At 69.6% G+C, this 19,774-nt stretch carries 17 protein-coding genes; 1 reads left to right on the forward strand and 16 read right to left on the reverse strand.

Annotated features, from left to right (window positions below; all coding sequences use genetic code 11):
* Window positions 1–22 precede the first annotated feature (22 nt).
* The 12 genes from IPK65_01425 to IPK65_01480 all read right to left on the reverse strand — a co-directional run bounded on the left by IPK65_01425 (window position 23) and on the right by IPK65_01480 (window position 15,068).
* Complete coding sequence (locus IPK65_01425; GenBank protein MBK8161842.1) at window positions 23–829, reverse strand: ABC transporter ATP-binding protein; 807 nt, start codon at window positions 827–829, stop codon at window positions 23–25.
* A gap of 30 nt (window positions 830–859) precedes the next feature.
* Window positions 860–1,708: a carbon-nitrogen hydrolase family protein gene (locus IPK65_01430; protein ID MBK8161843.1), complete on the reverse strand. Its 849-nt coding sequence runs from the start codon at window positions 1,706–1,708 to the stop codon at window positions 860–862.
* Window positions 1,709–1,762: 54 nt separating this feature from the next.
* Window positions 1,763–5,614: a TIGR02099 family protein gene (locus tag IPK65_01435; protein ID MBK8161844.1), complete on the reverse strand. Its 3,852-nt coding sequence runs from the start codon at window positions 5,612–5,614 to the stop codon at window positions 1,763–1,765.
* Between the two features lie 52 nt (window positions 5,615–5,666).
* On the reverse strand, window positions 5,667–7,139 hold the full coding sequence (gene rng / locus IPK65_01440) for a ribonuclease G (protein ID MBK8161845.1): 1,473 nt from the start codon (window positions 7,137–7,139) through the stop codon (window positions 5,667–5,669).
* Window positions 7,140–7,243: 104 nt separating this feature from the next.
* Entirely contained in the window at window positions 7,244–7,837 is a 594-nt protein-coding gene (maf, locus tag IPK65_01445; GenBank protein MBK8161846.1) for a septum formation inhibitor Maf, read from the reverse strand.
* A 153-nt stretch (window positions 7,838–7,990) separates the two neighbouring features.
* Entirely contained in the window at window positions 7,991–8,461 is a 471-nt protein-coding gene (rlmH, locus tag IPK65_01450; GenBank protein MBK8161847.1) for a 23S rRNA (pseudouridine(1915)-N(3))-methyltransferase RlmH, read from the reverse strand.
* A gap of 35 nt (window positions 8,462–8,496) precedes the next feature.
* Entirely contained in the window at window positions 8,497–8,838 is a 342-nt protein-coding gene (rsfS, locus tag IPK65_01455; GenBank protein ID MBK8161848.1) for a ribosome silencing factor, read from the reverse strand.
* A complete protein-coding gene (gene nadD / locus IPK65_01460; protein MBK8161849.1) occupies window positions 8,835–9,488 on the reverse strand; it encodes a nicotinate-nucleotide adenylyltransferase in 654 nt (217 codons plus the stop codon). Before nadD ends, rsfS begins: the two co-directional genes overlap by 4 nt.
* 94 nt (window positions 9,489–9,582) lie before the next feature.
* Window positions 9,583–10,839, reverse strand: coding sequence for a glutamate-5-semialdehyde dehydrogenase (locus IPK65_01465; protein MBK8161850.1), 1,257 nt, complete (start codon window positions 10,837–10,839; stop codon window positions 9,583–9,585).
* A complete protein-coding gene (locus IPK65_01470) occupies window positions 10,839–11,876 on the reverse strand; it encodes a DNA polymerase III subunit delta (GenBank protein ID MBK8161851.1) in 1,038 nt (345 codons plus the stop codon). Before IPK65_01470 ends, IPK65_01465 begins: the two co-directional genes overlap by 1 nt.
* Entirely contained in the window at window positions 11,873–12,415 is a 543-nt protein-coding gene (locus tag IPK65_01475) for a hypothetical protein (GenBank protein MBK8161852.1), read from the reverse strand. The genes IPK65_01470 and IPK65_01475 overlap by 4 nt, the downstream gene beginning before the upstream one ends.
* Window positions 12,416–12,425: 10 nt before the next feature.
* Window positions 12,426–15,068, reverse strand: a complete 2,643-nt coding sequence (locus tag IPK65_01480; protein ID MBK8161853.1) for a leucine--tRNA ligase — start codon at window positions 15,066–15,068, stop codon at window positions 12,426–12,428.
* A 110-nt stretch (window positions 15,069–15,178) separates the two neighbouring features.
* Between IPK65_01480 and IPK65_01485 the strand changes: the two genes are divergently transcribed.
* On the forward strand, window positions 15,179–15,709 hold the full coding sequence (locus tag IPK65_01485) for a zinc ribbon-containing protein (protein ID MBK8161854.1): 531 nt from the start codon (window positions 15,179–15,181) through the stop codon (window positions 15,707–15,709).
* Window positions 15,710–15,810: 101 nt separating this feature from the next.
* Here IPK65_01485 and lnt read toward each other — a convergent pair whose 3' ends face one another.
* Genes lnt through IPK65_01505 form a run of 4 tightly spaced genes read right to left on the reverse strand, consistent with a single transcriptional unit; the run spans window position 15,811 to window position 19,768 of the window.
* On the reverse strand, window positions 15,811–17,328 hold the full coding sequence (gene lnt / locus IPK65_01490) for an apolipoprotein N-acyltransferase (GenBank protein ID MBK8161855.1): 1,518 nt from the start codon (window positions 17,326–17,328) through the stop codon (window positions 15,811–15,813).
* 13 nt (window positions 17,329–17,341) lie between these two features.
* Window positions 17,342–18,232 (reverse strand): CBS domain-containing protein, encoded by an 891-nt coding sequence (locus IPK65_01495; GenBank protein MBK8161856.1) that lies wholly within the window; start codon window positions 18,230–18,232, stop codon window positions 17,342–17,344.
* Entirely contained in the window at window positions 18,229–18,747 is a 519-nt protein-coding gene (gene ybeY, locus IPK65_01500) for an rRNA maturation RNase YbeY (protein ID MBK8161857.1), read from the reverse strand. Before ybeY ends, IPK65_01495 begins: the two co-directional genes overlap by 4 nt.
* A 16-nt stretch (window positions 18,748–18,763) precedes the next feature.
* Window positions 18,764–19,768, reverse strand: a complete 1,005-nt coding sequence (locus IPK65_01505; GenBank protein MBK8161858.1) for a PhoH family protein — start codon at window positions 19,766–19,768, stop codon at window positions 18,764–18,766.
* Between the last annotated feature and the right edge of the window lie 6 nt (window positions 19,769–19,774).

Genomic DNA, 19,774 nt, shown 5'->3' on the forward strand with positions numbered 1-19,774 from the left:
GTCCCGCCGCCGTGCCCGTGCCTCACGCATCGAGCAGATCCTGCGCCAGGTCCGCGGCCGGGTAATGGAACGGCACCGGGCCGTCCGGCTGGGCATCGAGGAACTGCCTGACCCAGGGCGAGTCGGAGCGCCCGAGCTCGGCCGGCGAACCCTGGCCGATCACCTTGCCGTTCGAGATCATGTAGATGTAGTCGGAGATGGCGGAGACCTCCTGCACATCGTGCGACACGATGATGCTGGTCATGCCGAGGCTGTCGTTGATCATGCGGATCAGCTTCATGATGACGCCCACGGTGATGGGATCCTGGCCGGTAAAGGGCTCGTCGTACATGATCATCATCGGGTCGAGCGCGATGGCGCGCGCCAGCGCGACGCGGCGGGCCATGCCGCCGGACAGCTCGGAGGGCATCAGGTCGCGCGCCCCGCGCAGGCCCACCGCCTGCAGCTTGAGCAGGACCAGGTCGCGGATGAGCGACTCCGGCAGACGGGTGTGCTCGCGGAGCGGAAACGCAACATTGTTGAACACGCTGAGCGAGGTGAACAGGGCGCCGGTCTGGAACATCATGCCCATGCGTTTGCGCAGCTCGAACAGCGCCTTGCGGCGCAGTGTCGGCACCTCGGCCCCGTCCACACTGACGCTGCCGGAGTCGGGGCGCAGCTGGCCTCCGATCAGGCGCAGCAGCGTGGTCTTGCCGGTGCCGCTCGGCCCCATGATGGCGGTGACCGCGCCGCGCCGGATGTCGATGTCGACGTCGTCGAAGATCACGCGCCGCCCGAACCGGAACACCAGATTGCGCACGCTGACCAGGTTATCCGCGCCGCCGGTCATCGCCATGAAGGAAACCGCCGCATCGGGCTATTATCGACCCGGCTCGCCCGGCATGCCAGCGGCGATTTCCCGGCGCCGGTGCTGCAGGGCGGGAAAATTGCGGCGGATCCGCGCGAGGTAGGTGAGATCGATGTCGGCGCTGATCACGCCGGCGCCGCGCGGCAGGCGCTCGAGCACCGCGCCCCACGGGTCCACGATCATGCTGTCGCCGTAGGTCTCGCGCCCGCTGAGGTGATAGCCCCCCTGCGCGGCCGCGATCATGTAGCACTGGTTCTCGATCGCGCGCACGCGCACCAGCGATTCCCAGTGCGCCTTGCCGGTCAGCGCGGTGAAGGCGGACGGCAGGGCGATGATCTCCACCTTCTGATCCGACATGCGCCGGAACAGCTCGGGAAAGCGCAGGTCGTAGCATACCGCGAGACCGAGGCGGCCGAACGGCGTATCCGCCACCACCACCCGGTCGCCGGGCACGATGGTCTGCGACTCGGCGTAGCGCTCGCCGCTCTGTTCGAGCATGACGTCGAACAGGTGCACCTTGTCGTAGCGCGCCACCCGGTTCCCGCCCGCGTCGAACAACAGGCAGGAGGCGTACACCTTGTCGGACGCCGCGGCCGCGAGCGGCAGCGTGCCGCCGACGATCCAGATCCCGTGTTCACGCGCCTGCGCGGCGAGAAAATCCTGGATCGGCCCGCTCCCCTCCGCCTCGCGCGCCTGCACCTTGTCGCGCTCGGTCATGCCCATCAGCGCGAAATTCTCCGGCAGCACCACCAGCTCGGCGCCGGCGGCGGCGGCACGCGCGAGCAGGCGCCCGGCCTCCATCAGGTTGGTGGTGACGCTCGGCCCCGAGGCCATCTGTACCGCAGCGACTCGACTGTGCATCCCGTCTTCTCTCTGGTGATTCGGACGCCGGGGGAACACTCCGGCGCGCAAATATTACCTGTTATCGGAGCGCTCCGCATCCTGCAGGCGTTCGATCACCGGATCGCTCCAGCTCCCGGTGACGCGGTAGGTGATCCGCGTGAGCCGCTCGATGTTCGGCTTGAGCATCCTTTCCATCAGCAGGATCACGGCGCCGACCCCCACGCCGCCGGCGACGGCGCCGGCGACCGGCAGCCCCGAGGTGACGCTCGGCGTCACCACCACGGTCTGGTCGTAGGTCCTCCCGGCGAGGTCGATGCCGCCGTCGACCGCGATCTTCGCCGCCGGCCCGTCCATGGTGAGATCCTGCGTCTGCGCGCGGCCGTCCTTGACCATGAAGTTTCCCCGGATGCGGTCGAAACTGAATCCCTTGCGGAAAAAGTCGCTGAAATCGAGGCTCAGCCGGCGCGGCAGGTACTGCAGGCTGAGCAGGCCGAAGATGCGCCCCGCGCCCGGCTCGACGTCGAGCAGGCGGCCGTCCTCGACGGTCATGCGCATCGAGCCGTCCAGCTTTTCCAGCGCGAAGGCGGTGGGCGGGCCGTCCCAGCGCGCATTGATGTCGAAATGACCCTTGCCCTCGTCGATGGTATCGGCATATCCCAGGCGGGCGAGCGCCGCGCCGAAATCGCCGCTGTCGAACTCGATGGTGAACGCCGAGCTCTGGTCCTCGCCGGCCACCGTCCAGTCTCCCTTGGCCTCGATGCGCATGTGCCGGGAGGAGAGCAGCATCCGGTCGAGGTGCAGGCCGGCCTCCTGGCGCGAGGCGGTGAGGTCCATGCTGTCGAACGCGATATCGTCGTATTTGAAATCGCGGCTCCGGATCCGCACCGCCGGAAGCTGGCGCGGGTCCGGCGCGCGCGCGGGCGCGCCCTCCGCTTCCGCCTCCGCGGCGGGCGCCGCCAGGTGCAGCCGATCGAGATCCATGGTCCATGGCAGCCGCGGATCCGTCGGGACGACGATCTGGCCCTGCAGCTCGTCGCTGGACACCTGGAGCTCCCAGCCGGGCGGCTTGCGCGCCGCCGCGATGCGCGCCTGGTGGTAGGCGCGGCCGTAGAACTCCGCCTCGCCGGCGGACAGATCGAAGCTGCCGATGCGCGGCTGCCCGTCGGCGGCCGCGCCCTCAGCCGCCGGGCCGGCGGCGAATGCGTCCGCCCATTCCGCATACGACAGCCGTTCGACCCGCCCCGCGATGCGCAGGCCCTCGCCCTCCGGCAGGACCGCCTCGCCGCCGCCGACGCGCAGCTCGCCGCGGCGCAGTCGCAGGTCGTCGTCCACTTCGAGCACGCCGGACAGGCGGTCACCCAGCCGCATCCGCACCGGGCGTTCTCCGGCGTGCGGCACCGCGGCGTCGATCAGAAGGGCGAGCGGCTCGCCCTGCGGCTTGCCCAGCGGCGGCGGAAAATCCAGGTCCGCCTCGGTGAGATCGACGGCGATCGATAATGCGGGCAGGGCGTCCGCCTCGTCGCGCCCGGGGATGCGCAGCTCCGCGACCCAGGGCAAGGCGCCGCGGATGCGGGCGAGCGCCGGCGCGCGCGACCAGCGCGCGAGCGCGGCGGCGTCGGCCCGGCCCGCCGCGCTCACTCGCGTCGCCATGCCGTCCACGGCCTCTTCCGTCCGGACATCGACGGTGGCCGGCAGACCGAGGATCTCCGCCTCGATGTCCCGCGCGTGCAGCCCGGCCTCGGTGAACTGCAGTTCGCCGCGGATGTTCGTCATGTCGAATCCCCCGCCGGCGGTCGCCAGGCGGCTGCCGTCGAGGCTCAGGCGGCCGTCCACGCGCGTCGCGGACGCGTCGTTGAGCGGGACGGTGAGCTTGAGGTGGAGCCGGCTGTCGCCCTGCGCCGCCACACCCGCGACATACGGCCCGAAGCGTTTCCGCAGCGGGCTCTCGCCCAGGTAGCGCAGCACATCGTGCATCGGCCCCTGGATCCTGCCGTCCACCTCGAGCACGGCGGGGTGCCCGTTCATGTCTTCGATACTGATCACGGCCTCCGTCACCGTGGAGGCGAGACTGCGCCCGTCGGCGGCAAGGATCTCCATGCGGCGGCCGTCGAAGACCACGTTCGCCTCGATCTGGTCGAGCGGCGGCCAGTCGACGGCGTAGTCGAGCGTCCCCCCGCGCACATCGAAGTCGATGTGGAACCTGCCATCCCCGTGATCGAACGGAAACGACGCGGGCGGACCATAAAACAGCAGCGTCCCGCGCGGCACCGATCCGCCCGCGATCGCGCGGTCCAGCCAGCGCACCGTGCCCGGCGGCATCACGCCCACCGGCAGGTAGCGCGAGGTGTGTTCCGCCGCTTCCGCCCGGAAGCTGCCGAACACGGCAAGGGTCGGCGCCGCACCATCGCCGGGCGCCTCGAAGCCCCCCCACACCTGCATCTCCAGGTCCTGGTTGCGCAGGGCCAGTTGCGGCGCGGACACGCGCCAGCCGCCGGCGTCGTCACGCTCCCAGACCAACCCGCCCTGCAGCGCATCCACCGGCAGCGGGGCGCGGAACAGGCGCGGGAACGTCACCTCGGCCGCGGCGGTGTCCAGCTCGATGCGCCCGCCGCGTGCGTCGGCCGCGAGGCGGCCGTCGATGCCCGCCACGCCGGGCACGCGCTCCCAGGGCGAGGTGGTCAGGTCCTCGAAGCCCGCCCGCACCAGTGCAGGCCCGGCGCCCGCCCCGATGTCGAGCACGAGATCGAGATCGCGCAGGCGGCCGCGCGGATCGAGCCCTGCCAGCAGTTCCGACTGTCGCGGCGAGGGCAGGTCGCTCGCCGCGATCAATTCGGCCGCATCGCCCAGCTCGAGATACCCGGCGTGCAGGCGCAGGCTGGCCGGCCTCCCGGCCCCGGCGCCGAGGTACTGCAGGCCGATCGCGTCCGCGGGCCACGACCGGCCGGCGCGGGTGAGCGTGAAATCGTTGACATCGGCGCGCCACCCGTCCGCCTGCCGGCGCCAGGCGAAACGGCCGCCGACCGCTTCGATCTCCATGCGCCGGGCGTCCCCGCGCGCGCCGGCCAGTACGATATCGTAGGCGGAGACTTCGCCCTCCAGCCGCGTCATGCGGCCGCGTTCCCATTCCCCCCACAGGCGGACCCCGGCATCGCCGTGCAGCAGCTTCACGCCGGCGACGCTGGCGTCCTGCAGCAGTTCGGCCAGGCGCAGGCCGACGCCGTCGAGATAGACGCGCGCGTCCCAGTCCTGCAACCCGAGCAGGGCACCGCGCACGTCGATCGCGAAGGAGAAGCGCTGCCCGATCAGCCTGGGCAGGAAGGCCGATCCGGTGAGCTGGTGGCGCGCGCCGGCGTTACGCATCTCCAGGCTCACCCCGCTGAAGCGGAGCTCCGCCGGCTGCGGCCCGAGCCGGTCGATCCAGGTCACCTCGGCATCGTCCACCGCGAGGCGGCCTTGCGCGAGCAGCCAGGCCAGCAGCGGGTCGGAGCCTCCCGCGGGCGCATCCGGCGGCACGACCGGCACGCCGATCCCCGCGACGGTGAGGCCGCCGTCCTCGGCGCGGATCACTGTCAGATTCACCCCGGACACGGTGAGCCGGTCGACAAACCAGCCGCCCCGCAGCAGCGAGCGCAGCAGGTCGACGCCGAGCTCGCCGCGGGCGAAGCGCACCAGCTCGCGGCCGTTTTCCGTCTCGTACAGACGGATGTCGGTCATCTGCAGGCGTGGCCCGAATCCGCGCCAGGCGGCGCTGACGGCGCCGATCTCCACGCGCTGGCCGATCAGTTCCCCGACCTTCCGCTCGATGTCTCCGTGGTAGTCGGATGCGTAGGGCGCCAGCAGGCGCGCGACGGACAGCAGCACGGCGAGCAGGATGACCAGCCCCGCGCCGAACAACCACAGCCTGCTGTACAGAAGGCGGATCAAGGGGTCTCACCGCGTGCGGGATTACGGAGGCAATGCATGACGAAGGACCGCCTCACAGCATGACTACGTCGAACTGCTCCTGGGTGTACAGCGACTCGACCTGCAGCTTGATCGATTTGCCGATGAACGCCTCGAGCTCGGCCAGGCTGGTCGATTCCTCGTCCAGCAGCATGTCCGCCACGCCCTGGGAGGCCAGCACCAGGAACTGTTTGGCCTCGAACTGGCGCGATTCGCGCAGGATCTCGCGAAAGATCTCGTAGCACACGGTCTCGCGCGTCTTGATCAGCCCGCGGCCTTCGCACGCCGGGCAGGGTTCGCACAGCACGTGCTCCAGGCTCTCGCGGGTGCGCTCGCGCGTCATCTCCACCAGGCCGAGCGGCGACACCTCGGAGATGTAGCGCTTCGCGCGGTCCGATTCCATCGCCTTCTCGAGCGCGCGCAGTACCTGGCGCTTGTGATCCTCGGCGACCATGTCGATGAAATCGATGATGATGATGCCGCCGAGGTTGCGCAGGCGCAGCTGGCGCGCGATCGCCTGCGCAGCCTCGAGGTTGGTCTTGAAGATGGTCTCCTCGAGATTGCGGTGCCCGACGAAGGCGCCGGTGTTGACGTCGATGGTGGTCATCGACTCGGTCTGGTCGATGATCAGGTAGCCGCCCGACTTGAGCTGCACCTTGCGCCTGAGCGCCTTCAGGATCTCGTCCTCGACCGAGTAGAGGTCGAAGATCGGGCGCTGCCCGGGATAATGCTCGATGCGCGCCACCAGTTCGGGGATGAAATTGCGCGCGAACTCGAGCACCGCCTGACAGGTCTCGCGCGAATCGACGCGCACGGTCTCGATGCGGTTGCCGGGGCAGTCGCGCAGGATGCGCATCACCAGCGGCAGGGCCTGGTACACCAGCCCGCCCTCCCCGTGCTCCAGCGTGCGCTGGCCGATCGACGCCCACAGCTTGGCGAGGAAATCCATGTCCTCCAGGAGCTCGCCCCGCGCCGCCCCCTCCGCCGCGGTGCGCACGATGTATCCGCCGCGGGCGCCCTCGCCGCGCAGTTCGAGCAGCAGGTCGCGCAGGCGGGCGCGCTCCTCCTCGCGCTCGATCTTCTGGGAAACGCCGACGCCGTTCATGTCGGGCACGTACACCAGGTAGCGCGAGGGGATGGTGATATGCATGGTCAGGCGCGCGCCCTTGGTGCCGAGCGGATCCTTGATCACCTGCACCAGCACCCGCTGTCCTTCATGCAGCAGGCTGGCGATGTTCTCCGGGGGCTTGCGCGCCGCGCCTTCCTCGCCGGCCTCCCCCTCGGACTGGATGTCCGCAGCGTGCAGGAACGCGGTGCGCTCGAGGCCGATGTCCACAAACGCGGCCTGCATCCCGGGCAGGATGCGGCTGACCTCGCCGCGATAGATGTTGCCGACCAGCCCGCGCTTGCTGGCCCGCTCGACGTGCACCTCCTGCAGCAGCCCGTTCTCGACGATCGCGACACGGGTTTCACGCGGCGTCACATTGACCAGGACTTCGTCGCTCACGCTGTGGACCTTGCTCGGCTTGGCTCGGAATCGGACGGACGGACGCCCCGATTATGACACACGCCGCCGTCCCGGGTTCCGCGCGGCGCGGACCGGGCGACGCCTCATCCCGCCCGCAGGCGACAGATGTCCACGCCGCACAGCGCGAGCATCTCGGCCGTCTCGCCCAGGGGCAGCCCGACCACCCCGCTGTAGCTCCCCTCCAGGCGGGTGACGAACACCGCGCCGACGCCCTGGATGGCGTAGGCGCCGGCCTTGTCCGCCGGCTCGCCGGTCTCCCAGTAGGCCTCGCGTTCGCGCGCGTCGATCGTCCGGAAGGTCACCCGCGATTCACTCAGGCGCGTGAGCTCGCGGCGGCCCGCGACGGCGACGCCGCTCAGTACCCGGTGGGTGCGGCCGGACAGGCGCGCGAGCATGGCCAGGGCCTCTGCGCGCCCGGACGGTTTCAGCAGGACATCGCCGTCCAGCACGACCACGGTGTCGGCACCGAGTGCGAGCCGCGCATCCGGCCGCCCGGCCGCCGCCGCGCCGGCACGCGCCTTCTCCAGCGCCAGCCGGACCACGTAGTCCTCCGGCGCCTCGTCCGCACGAAGCCCCTCGTCGACCTCCACCGCAACGACCTCGAAGGGCACGCCGATCTGCGCCAGCAGTTCGCGGCGGCGGGGGGAGGTGGAGGCTAGCAGAACAGGCTCGATCATGGGGTGGTCAGGGGTGTGGCGTGAGGAGTGATGCGTGATAGATACATGATGCGGAGAACAACCCGGGCATATCCGCCCGATGCGAGGACATGACCTCGGTCTGTTGCTGGTGTTCTTTTCTCACCTCACGCCTCACGCCTGACGTCTGACCTGTCACGCCCTATGGTACGGATGCCCCTTATAAAGCGTCCACGCACGATAGATCTGTTCGGCGACGATGACGCGCACCAGGGCGTGCGGCAGGGTCAGCGCGGAGAGCGACCAGAGCGCATCGGCGCGCTGCAGGCATTCCGGCGCGAGGCCGTCGGGACCGCCGACCAGCAGGGCCACGTCCCGCCCGCCCTGCATCCATGCGGCGAGGCGGGCCGCCAGTTGCGCGGTGCTCCATGCGGCGCCGCCCACGTCCAGCGCGACGGTATAGGCGCCGCGCGGCAGGGCCGCCAGCAGGCGCTCACCTTCCGTACCGCGCAAACGGTCCGCATCCGCGCCCTTGGTGCGCCGGGCGGCGGCGATCTCCGTCAGGTGCAGCCGGCATTCGGGGGGCAGCCGGCGCGCGAAATCCTGATAGCCCCGTTCCACCCAGTCCGGAACGCGTTGACCGACCGCGAGAAAGTGGATGCGCATCGACTATCCGGCGCGGGAGCCTGGCCGCGCCACCTTCAGATCCGCTTCTCCTGGACGTCGAAACTCCACAGCTTTTCCAGCTGGTAGAAGTCGCGCGCCTCCGGCAGCATGACATGCACGACCACGTCGCCCAGGTCGACAAGCCCCCATTGGGCGTACTGCTCGCCCTCGATGCCGAGCGGTGTGACGCCATGTTCCTTCGCGCTGACCGCCACGGCATCCACCAGGGAGCGCACGTGGCGCGACGAGGTGCCTCCCGCGATGATCATGAAATCGGTGACACCGGTCATCGCGCTGACGTTCAGGACGCGGATATCGACCGCCTTCAGATCCTCGAGCGCCGCCACGACGAGGTTTTTCAGTGCCTCGGGCTTCATCGTTCCGCCTCCGCCGCCAGTGGTTCCCGGTACAGGCCCGCCTGCCGGATGTAATCCAGCACGCGATCGGGTGCCAGGTAACGCGCGCTCATGCCCTGCGCCACCAGCGCGCGGATCCGGGTGGCGGAAATCTCCAGGCGGGTGACCGGGCACAGGACGATGCGGCCCGCCGGCGCATCGTGCAGCGCCTGCGGATCCTCCACCTGGCGCCGCTCCAGCAGCGCGGCCACCTCGCCACCCGGCGCCTCGCGCAGCCCGGGCCGGGTCATCACCGCGATATGGGCCAGTTCGATCAGGCGTTCCCAGCGGTTCCAGGTGTGCAGCTGCACGAAGGCGTCGAGGCCGATGATCAGGCACATGGGCTGTGCGGGCAGTTCGCGGCGCAGGGAATCCAGGGTATCCACCATATAGGAAGGGCCCGCACGGTGCAGTTCACGTTCATCGATGGTGAATCCGGCCTGTCCCTCCAGCGCGAGGCGCAGCATCGCGAGCCGTTGCGCGGGGTCTGCCGCCGGGGCGGGGCGGTGCGGCGGCTGGCGGCATGGAACGAAGCGGACCTCCGCCAGGCGCAGGGCCTGCTGTACCTCCAGGGCACAGCGCAGATGCGCGCTGTGAATCGGATCGAAGGTGCCGCCGAGGATGCCGATCATGCGGATCGGGCGGGGCGTAAGGCGTGAGGGGTGAGGCGCCGCGTCGGCATGCAGATATGTCACTCAGTCCTGGCAGGGGCCGATCATCGTCGCCCTACGTCCGCACGTGCCCGTCGCCGAGGACGACGTACTTCTGCGAGGTCAGTCCCTCGAGCCCGACCGGGCCGCGCGCGTGCAGCTTGTCGGTGCTGATGCCGATCTCGGCGCCGAGGCCGTATTCGTAACCGTCGGCGAAACGGGTGGAGGCATTCACCATCACCGAGCTCGAATCGACCTCGCGCAGGAAGCGGCGCGCGCGCGCGACGTCCTCGGTGAGGATGGCGTCGGTATGGCCGGAGCCGTAGCGGAAGATATGGTCCATCGCCTCGTCCAGGCCGGCGACGACGCGGATCGCGAGGATCGGCGCCAGGTATTCCGTGGTCCAGTCCTCCTCCGTCGCCGCGGCGATGCCGGGCAGGATCGCCCGCGTGGCGCCGCAGCCGCGCAGCTCGACGCCCTTGTCCCGGTACAGGCGCGCGAGCGGCGGCAGCACCTGCGCGGCGACGCCCTGCGCCACCAGCAGCGTCTCCATGGTATTGCAGGTGCCGTAGCGCTGGGTCTTCGCGTTGAAGGCCACCGCGACCGCCTTGTCGAGGTCGGCGCGGTCGTCGATGTAGACGTGGCAGATGCCGTGGTGGTGCTTGATCACGGGGACCAGCGACTCGCGCATCACGCGATCGATCAGCCCCTGCCCGCCGCGCGGGACGATGATGTCGACATAGTCCTTCATCCGCAGCAGTTCGCCCACCGCCGCGCGGTCGGCGACCTCGACGACCTGCACCGCATCCTGCGTCAGGCCCGCCGCGCCGAGGCCGGCACGGATGCAGGCGGCGAGCGCCTGGTTCGAGTGCAGCGCCTCCGAGCCGCCGCGCAGAATCGCCGCGTTGCCCGACTTCAGGCACAGCGCGGCGGCATCGGCGGTGACGTTGGGGCGCGACTCGTAGATGATGCCGATCACGCCCAGCGGGACGCGCATGCGGCCGACCTGGATCCCCGACGGCCGGTAGGCCAGGTGGCTGATCTCGCCGATCGGATCCGCCAGCGCCATGACCTGGCGCAGGCCGTCGGCGATGGCGTCGATGCGCGCGTCGTCGAGCGCCAGGCGGTCGAGCAGCGCGGCGTCCAGCCCGGCGGCGCGCCCCGCATCGAGGTCGGCCGCGTTGGCGCGCCTGATCTCGGCGCGCGCGCGGTCGATGGCCGCCGCGATCTCCGCCAGCGCGCGGTTCTTCTCCGCCGTGCCGGCGCGCGCCATGGCACGCGCCGCCCCGCGCGCGCGCTGCCCCACCCCGATCATGTATGCCTGGATATCCATCACTGCATCGCCGGCTGCGCCAGCGCCTCGATCCGCACTCCCGCCGTAAGGAGGCACAATTGTAGCAATTCGTCCCATACATTGCCCGCGGCCTGCCCCTTGGTCACGCGGTCGAGGCGCGCGCAGAACCGCAGCAGTGCGCGCCAGCGCGCCAGGTCGTGCCGCTTCAGCGCCTGCTCCAGCAGGGGCTGGCGCTTCTCCCACACCCGGTGCTGCTGGTAGAGCGCAAAGGCCTTTTTGCCCTGCGCCAGGCCCTGGGACAGGGCGGCGAGCAGGCGGATCTCGCGCGTCAGCGCCCAGCCGACCAGCACCGGCTCCACTCCCTCCCCCTCCAGCCCGCGCAGGATGCGCGCGCAGCGTGCGGCGTCGCCGGCGAGCGCGCCGTCGACCAGGGTGAAGACGTCGTACCGGGCGCTGTCGGCCACCGCTTCCATGACGTCCGCCTCGTCGACCGCCCCCGGCCCGCGCAGCAGCAGCATCTTTTCGATCTCCTGCATGCAGGCGAGGAGGTTGCCCTCCACGCGCCCCGCCAGCGCCGCCGCCGCCGCGGGCGTCGGCTGCATGCCGCGCGCGCGCATGCGCTGGGTAATCCAGCCGGGCAACTGCGCAGGCGCGGGCGGCCAGAGCTGGAGCAGGACGCCGCGGCGCTCCAGGGCGGCGAACCACTTGGCGGACTGGGTCGCCTTGTCCGCGCGCGGCAGGCTGATCAACAGCAGATTCCCCTCCACCGGCCGTTCGGCGTACTCGGCCAGCGTCCGCGCGCCCGCCTCGCCGGGCTTGCCGCCCGGCATGCGCAGCTCGATGAGCCGCTGCGCCGCGAACAGCGACATCCCCGCCGCCGTCTGCGCCAGTTCGCCCCAGTCGAAACCGGGCTCGACGCTGAATGTCACGCGTTCGCCATAGCCCTGCGCGCGCGCCGCGGCGCGGATGGCGTCGCCGGCCTCCTGCAGCAGCAGCGGCTCGTCCCCGCTTATCAGGTAGATCGGGGCCAGCCGGCCGGCGAGGTGGCCGTCCAGTTGTTCCGGCCTGAGTTTCACGGCGCCGCCCCGGCGTCGACCGGGCCCGGGGCATCCGGACGGATCGCCTGCAGGCGCATCAGGACCTGGCGCATGACGTCATACTCCATGTCACGATAGAGATCGGCCTCCTCGTTGCTCTTGGCGTTGACGTCGGTGCCGTCGAAGGCATAGCTGCGCTGCACGGCGACGGACTGCTCCGGCGCGAGGCTCACCCCGGCGGGATCGTCGACGCGGAAGCGCACGGCATAATTGAGCTCGTATTCCTGCGCCCTTCCCGTGGTTCCCACCGCGGAGGCGCGGCGGTCGCGCCGGGCATCGATGATCGTCACGATGAGCCGGGCCTGGGAGGCGTCCCCGACCACCGGCGTGCCCCCGCTGCGCAGCGCGCGCGTCAGTTCCGCCGCCGCGTCGCTGTCGCCCCTCACCAGTACGGGCGGCAGCGCCGCCAGCTCGCCGTGCGAACCGCGCAGATGGAAGCCGCAGCCGCCGGCGGACAGCAGGAACAGCGCCGCCAGCAAGCCTTGCGCGATCCATCTTCCGTCCGCCTCACGCCTCACGCTTCACGCCTCACACAACGATATTGACCAGCTTGCCCGGCACCACGATGACCTTCTTCACCGCCTTCCCGTCGATGAAGCGCCGCACGTTCTCCTCGCCCAGCGCGGCTCGCTCGACCGTCTCCCGGCTCGCATCCACCGCCACGCTGACCTGCCCGCGCAGCTTGCCGTTGACCTGCACCACGATCTCCAGGGTGTCCCTGGCCAGCGCCGCCGCGTCCACTTGCGGCCAGGCGGCGTCGACCACGGAGCCTTCCCGGCCCAGGTCCTCCCACAGCACCTCGCAGACATGCGGCACCACCGGCGCCAGCAGCAGGACCGCGGCCTCCACAGCCTCGCGCATCACCGCGCGTCCGGCCGGCGAGGCGTCGTCGAAGCGGCCCATGGCGTTGACCAGCTCCATCACGGCGGCGATCGCCGTGTTGAAGGTGTAGCGACGTCCGATGTCGTCGCTCACCTTGGCGATGGCCTGATGCACCTGGCGGCGCAGCTCGCGCTGGGCGTCGGTCAGCGCGCCCGGGGAGACCGGCGCGGGCGCAGCGCCCTCCTCGATGTGCGCGGCGGCGAGCTTCCACAGCCGCTTCAGAAAACGCGCCGCGCCCTCGACGCCGGCGTCCGACCATTCGAGCGTCTGCTCGGGCGGCGCGGCGAAGATGATGAACAGGCGCACCGTGTCGGCGCCGTAGCGGCGCACCAGTTCCTGGGGATCGACGCCGTTCTTCTTCGACTTCGACATCGTGCCCATGCCGCCGTACTCGACCGGCTGGCCGTCCTTCTTCGCGACAGCGGACACGATGCGCCCCTGCTCGTCGCGCGCCACCTCCACCTCGTCGGGCGCGTAGTAGCTGATGCCGGAGGCGGCGCCCTTGCGGGAGAAGATGTGGTTCAGCACCATCCCCTGGGTGAGCAGCCGGCGGAACGGCTCGCGCACCGCGGTCAGGCCGAGGTCGCGCATCGCCTTGGTCCAGAAGCGCGAATAGAGCAGGTGCAGGATCGCGTGCTCGATGCCGCCGATGTACTGGTCCACCGGCATCCAGTAGTCGGCGCGTGAGTCCACCATCGTCTTGCCGTCGAAGCTGGCGTAGCGCAGGAAATACCAGGACGAATCGACGAAGGTGTCCATGGTATCGGTCTCGCGCCGGGCCGCGCCGCCGCAGCTCGGGCAGGCGCAATTCAGGAACGCCGCGGACTTCGCCAGCGGATTGCCGGAGCCGTCCGGCACCAGATCCTCCGGCAGCACCACCGGCAATTGTTCATCCGGCACCGGCACGTCGCCGCAGGCGGGACATTTGATCAGCGGGATCGGCGTGCCCCAGTAGCGCTGGCGCGAGATGCCCCAGTCGCGCAGGCGCCAGGTCACCTTCTTCTCGCCGAGATTCTTCGCGGCGAGATCGGCGGCGATGGCGTCGACCGCCTGGTCGAAATCAAGGCCGTCGTACTTGCCTGAGTTGGCGCAGACACCGTGCTCGGTCATGGCCTCGTGAGGCGTGAGGTGTGTGGCGTGTGGCGCACCGGCTGCGTCTTTACTCCTCACGCCTGACTCCTCACGCTTCACGATTACCGACCTGATCGGCAGCCCATACTTCGTCGCGAACTCGAAGTCCCGCTCATCATGCGCCGGCACCGCCATCACCGCGCCCTCGCCGTAGCCCATCAGCACATAATTCGCCACCCACAGCGGCAGTTGCTCGCCGGTGAGCGGGTGGGTAACGGTCAGGCCGGTCGCCATGCCCTTCTTCTCCTGGGTGGCGAGTTCGGCCTCGGTGACGCCGCCTCGCCTGCACTCCTCGATGAAGGCGGCGAGCGCGGGATCGGTCTTGGCCGCATGCAGCGCGAGCGGGTGCTCGGCGGCGACCGCGACGTAGGTCGCGCCCATCAGGGTATCCGCCCGCGTGGTGAACACCCACAACACGCCGCCGCCTTCGATCGCATGCGGGAAGCCGATGCGCACGCCGAAGCTCTTGCCGATCCAGTTCTGCTGCATCAGCCGCACCTGCTCGGGCCAGTCGCCCAGCGTGTCGAGGTCAGCCAGCAGCTCCTCCGCATACCGCGTGATCGCCATGTAGTACATCGGGATCTCGCGCTTCTCCACCACCGCGCCGGTGCGCCAGCCGCGGCCGTCGATCACCTGCTCGTTGGCGAGCACGGTCTGGTCGACCGGGTCCCAGTTCACCACCCCGGTCCTGCGGTAGACGATGCCCTTTTCGAGTAGGCGCAGGAACAGCCACTGGTTCCAGCGGTAATACTCGGGCCGGCAGGTGGCGAGCTCGCGCCGCCAGTCGATGGCGAAGCCGAGCGACTTGAGCTGGCCGCGCATGTAATCGATGTTCTCGTAGGTCCAGCGCGCCGGCGGCACGCCGTTGTTCATCGCCGCGTTTTCCGCCGGCAGCCCGAAGGCGTCCCAGCCCATGGGCTGCAGCACGTTCCTGCCCTGCATGCGCTGGTAACGCGCGATCACGTCGCCGATGGTGTAGTTGCGCACATGGCCCATGTGCAGGCGCCCGCTCGGATAGGGAAACATCGACAGGCAATAGTATTTCTCGCGCGCGGGATCCTCGGCGGCGCGATAGACGCCCGCCTCATCCCAGGCGCGCTGGACGCGCCCCTCGAATTCCGCCGGGAGGTAATCCCCGCGTGGAGTTACTTGCTTCATCGGCACTGACGGTCAGGGGAAAATATGGATGAACTAAATGGTGTTAGCATACCGTAGCGCGGGTAGAATGAACAACACGGACCCGATTGGCGAGGACGAGAGGCACGACCATGAGCGAGAGCGGCAGACACGGCGGCGGCGAACACCATATCCACGCCTACAACCGCATGCTGGAACACATCAAGCACCTCGGCGACCGGGCGGAAAGGCACGCGCGGCCCGCACTCCGTCACCTGATCGATGCCGCCGAGCTCAAGATGATCGAACTCAACGAGCTGACGCGCGAGGAGGCCGTGAAGATCGGCGCCTTCATCGAACGCGACATCGGGCACGCCGCCGCCTACCTGAACCGTCCGGAGAACCGCGAACTGATCGACTGGCTCAAGTTCGACGTCGGACTGATCGAGGCGCGCCTGCTCGAACTGTTCACCGGCGTCGCCGACCGGACCCGGGTCGAACTCCTCGCGCTGGAACAGCAGGCGCGCCGCGCCTCCGAATACCACACCGGCGAGATCACCGGCATCGGCACGCTGCGCTGCACCGCCTGCGGCGAGCTGCTGCATTTCCACGCCACCTCGCATATTCCGCCGTGCCCGAAGTGCCGGGAAACCGTATTTGTGAGGAGTGAGGAGGAGGAGTGAGGAGTGAGGAGTGAGGAGTGAGGAGTGAGGAGTCAAAAGCATACCCGCCCCACATCCCTTATCAAGCACTTTATGCCCTGATATTTTTTACCCCTAACGCCTCACCCCTCACGCCTCACCCTTAAGACCCCCAGCGCTACCATCACCCCCGCCAGCACCAGAAACGCCCAGTTCCCCACCCGCACGTAGGGCGTGGCGCCCTGGCGCGGCTGGACCTCGCCGCTCAGGACATGGACCTCGAACTGGGGCGAGGTGCCGAGCAGTTCGCCGCGGTGGCCAATCAGCGCCGAGACGCCGGTATTGGTGGAACGCAGCAGCGGACGGCCGGTCTCCAGCGCGCGCATGCGGGCAATCTGCAGGTGCTGAAAAGGGGCCAGCGAGCGGCCGAACCAGGCGTCGTTGCTGACATTGACCAGCAGCGTGGCGCGCGGCAGCATGCGGATCATCTCCTCGCCGAAGGCGTCCTCGTAGCAGATCGACATCCCGACCTGCTGGCCCGCCACCGCGAACGGCGCCTGCCGTGCGGGACCGGCGCTGAAATCGGACATCGGGACGTTCATGATGTCGACCAGGCCGGCCAGCGCCGCCTTCATCGGCAGATACTCGGTGAAAGGCACCAGGTGGTGCTTGTGATAGACCTGCCGGGGACCGGCCGCGCCGCCCACGCTGACCATGCTGTTGTAGTAATTGTCGGTGGCGGGATCCAGATAGATCAGGCCCACCAGCAGCTCGGTCCCGTGCGCGCGCGCCTCCTCGCCCAGCTCGTCCAGGTAGGGGACGGCCTGCAGGTAATACATCGGCATCGCGGTCTCCGGCCAGACAATCAGGTCGCTGCCCCAGTGCGCGCGCGACAATTCGCGGTACAGCGCGACGGTCGGCTCCATCATCCCCGGCAGCCATTTCATGTCCTGCGATACGTTGCCCTGCACCAGGCTGACGCGCAGCGGCCGGCCATCCGGCTGTGTCCACTCGACCGCCCCGGCCAGCGCAGCGCCCAGCCACAGCGCCGCCAGGACGACCAGGTGGCGCAGGCGGAAGCGGACAGTCCCGCGCCGCTCGAACGCGCCCAGCAGCAGCGCCCCGCTCAGCGCCACCGCGAGCGAAACGCCGTAGACCCCGACGAGCGGGGCGAGCCCCGCCAGCGGGGCCTCGACCTGGCTGTAGCCGAAGTTCAGCCAGGGGAACCCGGTCAGGAACCAGCCGCGCACCCATTCGAAGAGGGTCCACGAGGCGGGATAGATCAACAGCAGCGCGGGTGCCGGCCCGATGCCAGGCCGCCGCGACAGGCGCACCGCGGCGCAGGCGGCCAGCGCCGGGAATACGGCCAGCACAACCACGAGCAGGGCGGTCACGGCCACGGACTGCACCGCGCTCATGCCGCCGAAGTCATGCATGCTCACATACACCCAGTTCACGCCGAGGCCGAACAGCGCGAGGCCGGACAGGTAGCCGCGCCACAGTGCCTGGCGCGGCTCCGCGTCGCGCCAGGAGGCGAACAGCAGGGCGGCGCACACGACCGCGAGCGGATAGAAGTCGAACGGGGCGAACGCGAGCGGCAGCGCCGCGCCGGCGGCCAGGGCCAGCACGCTACCCCGCCAGCGGGACGACGCCAGGGTCATGGAGGGGCTGGGGTCAGCGCGGCTGCGCCGTGGCCGTGTCCGCCGCGGTCTCGCCGGCCTCGAGATCGACCAGCGTCAACTGCAGCAGGTGGATCCTGCGACTGTCGGCGTGCAGCACCTTGAAACGGAACTGGTCGATGTCGCGCACCTCGCCGCGCCGGGGCAGGCGGCCGAATTCGCGCATCACGAGCCCGCCGATGGTGTCGTATTCCTCATCGCTGAAATGGGTGTTGAAATACGCGTTGAAATCGCCGACCGGGGTGAGCGCCTTCACGGTGTAGCGCTTCTCGCTGTGCTTCATGATGTAGAGGTTGTCGTCGATGTCGTGCTCGTCGACGATCTCGCCGACGATCTGCTCCAGCACGTCCTCGATGGTCACCAGGCCATCGATGCCGCCATACTCGTCCACCACCAGCGCGATGTGGTTGCGCATCGAGCGGAACTCCTTCAGCAGCATGTTCAGCCGCTTGCTCTCCGGGATGAACACCGCCGGGCGCAGGATGTCGCGCACGTTGAACTCGTCTTCGCGCTCGCCGATCAGGTAGGGCAGCAGGTCCTTCGCCAGCAGGATGCCGACGACCTCGTCCTTGCTCTCGCCGATGACCGGGAAGCGCGAGTGGGCCGACTCGGTGATGATCGGCAGGATCTGCTGGAGGGTGGCGTCGCGCTCGACCACCACCATCTGCGCACGCGGGATCATGATGTCGCGCACGCGCATCTCGGAGACCTGCAGCACCCCCTCGATCATCGCCAGCGCGTCAATGTCCAGCAACCCGCGCTGCTGCGCGTCGCGCAGCATCTCGATCAGATCCTCCAGGCTGTGCGGCTCCCCGGTGAGCGCCTTGCTGAGCTTCGCCAGCCAGGAGCGGGGCGCCGCCTCGGAACCCGTATCCACTTCGCTCATTGTTCTCTGCCTGCTCCAGTGTGAATTGAGGTGCGGCGGCGGGCGGGCGCCGGCGGGCGCTCCGATGCATAGGGATCGGGATAGCCCAGCGTCGCCAGTATCTTCGTTTCCAGTCCTTCCATGCGCGCCGCCTCGCGCGCGTCCTCGTGGTCGTGGCCGAGCAGATGCAGCACGCCGTGCACGACGAGATGCGCCCAGTGCGCGCGCGGCGCCTTGCCCTGCGCGGCCGCCTCGCGCTGCACCACCGGGGCGCACAGCACGATGTCCCCGAGCAGCGGCGGCCGCATGCGGCCCGGATGTTCGAACGGGAAGGACAGCACGTTGGTCGGCCCGGCGCGGCGCCGGTAGCGTTCGTTCAGCGCGCGCCCCTCGTCCTCCGCGACGATGCGCACCGCGAGCTGCGCCCCGCGCCTGCGTCCGGCGAGCGCCGCCCGCACCCAGGATTCGATGCTGCGCCGCGCCGGCAGGCCGGCCGCGGAACCGGTCGCGTACTGCACATCCAGTTCGAGCGCCATGGGTTCCCCGCCGGACCTAGCCGCCATCCTGCCTGCCCTCGGCCCTGTCGTAGGCCGCGACGATGCTCTGCACCAGGGGATGGCGCACCACGTCGCGCGCCAGGAAAAACACGAAACTGATACCTTCGACGTCCTTCAGGATCTCGACCGCGTGGCGCAGGCCCGAGGCGCGGTCGCGCGGCAGGTCGATCTGGGTGACGTCTCCGGTCACCACCACGGTGGATCCGAAACCGATGCGCGTCAGGAACATCTTCATCTGCTCGGTGGTGGTGTTCTGGGCCTCGTCGAGGATGATGAAGGATTCGTTCAGCGTGCGCCCGCGCATGAAGGCGAGCGGCGCCACCTCGATCACATTGCGCTCGATCAGCTTGGAGACGCGCTCGAAACCGAGCATCTCATAGAGGGCGTCGTACAGCGGCCGCAGGTAGGGATCGATCTTCTGCGCCATGTCGCCGGGCAGGAAGCCGAGGCGCTCGCCCGCCTCCACCGCCGGACGCACCAGCAGGATGCGGCGCACCTCCTCGCGCTCGAGCGCCGCGACGGCGCAGGCGACGGCCAGATACGTCTTGCCCGTTCCCGCCGGACCGATGCCGAAGTTGATGTCGAAGCTGCGTATGTTCTCCACGTAGCGGCGCTGGTTCACCCCGCGCGGGGTGATGTAGGCGTGCCGCGTGGTGATGTCCTGCGGCTGCGCCGCGGGTTCCCCCGCCGCCGCCTCGGAGTCCGCCGACTGCAGCAGCAGATGCACGCGCGCGGGCGTCAGCGGCGGCGTCTTCGCGGTCTCGTCATAGAGCTGTTTCAGCAGGCGGCGCGCGGCCTGCGCGGGCGCCGCGGGGCCGCTGATGCGGAACATATTGCCGCGGTTGCTGATCTCCACGCCGAGTCCGCGCTCGACCTGCTTGATGTGCTCGTCGAGCTGGCCGCACAGATTGGCCAGGCGCTGGTTGTCGACGGGCTCCAGCACCAGGTCATTGGCCTGGGCGTGTACGCTCACGGGGCCGGTCGCGGGAGCAGGGTCCATCTCTGG

Source organism: Gammaproteobacteria bacterium (assembly GCA_016712635.1).
Taxonomy (GTDB): domain Bacteria; phylum Pseudomonadota; class Gammaproteobacteria; order SZUA-140; family SZUA-140; genus JADJWH01.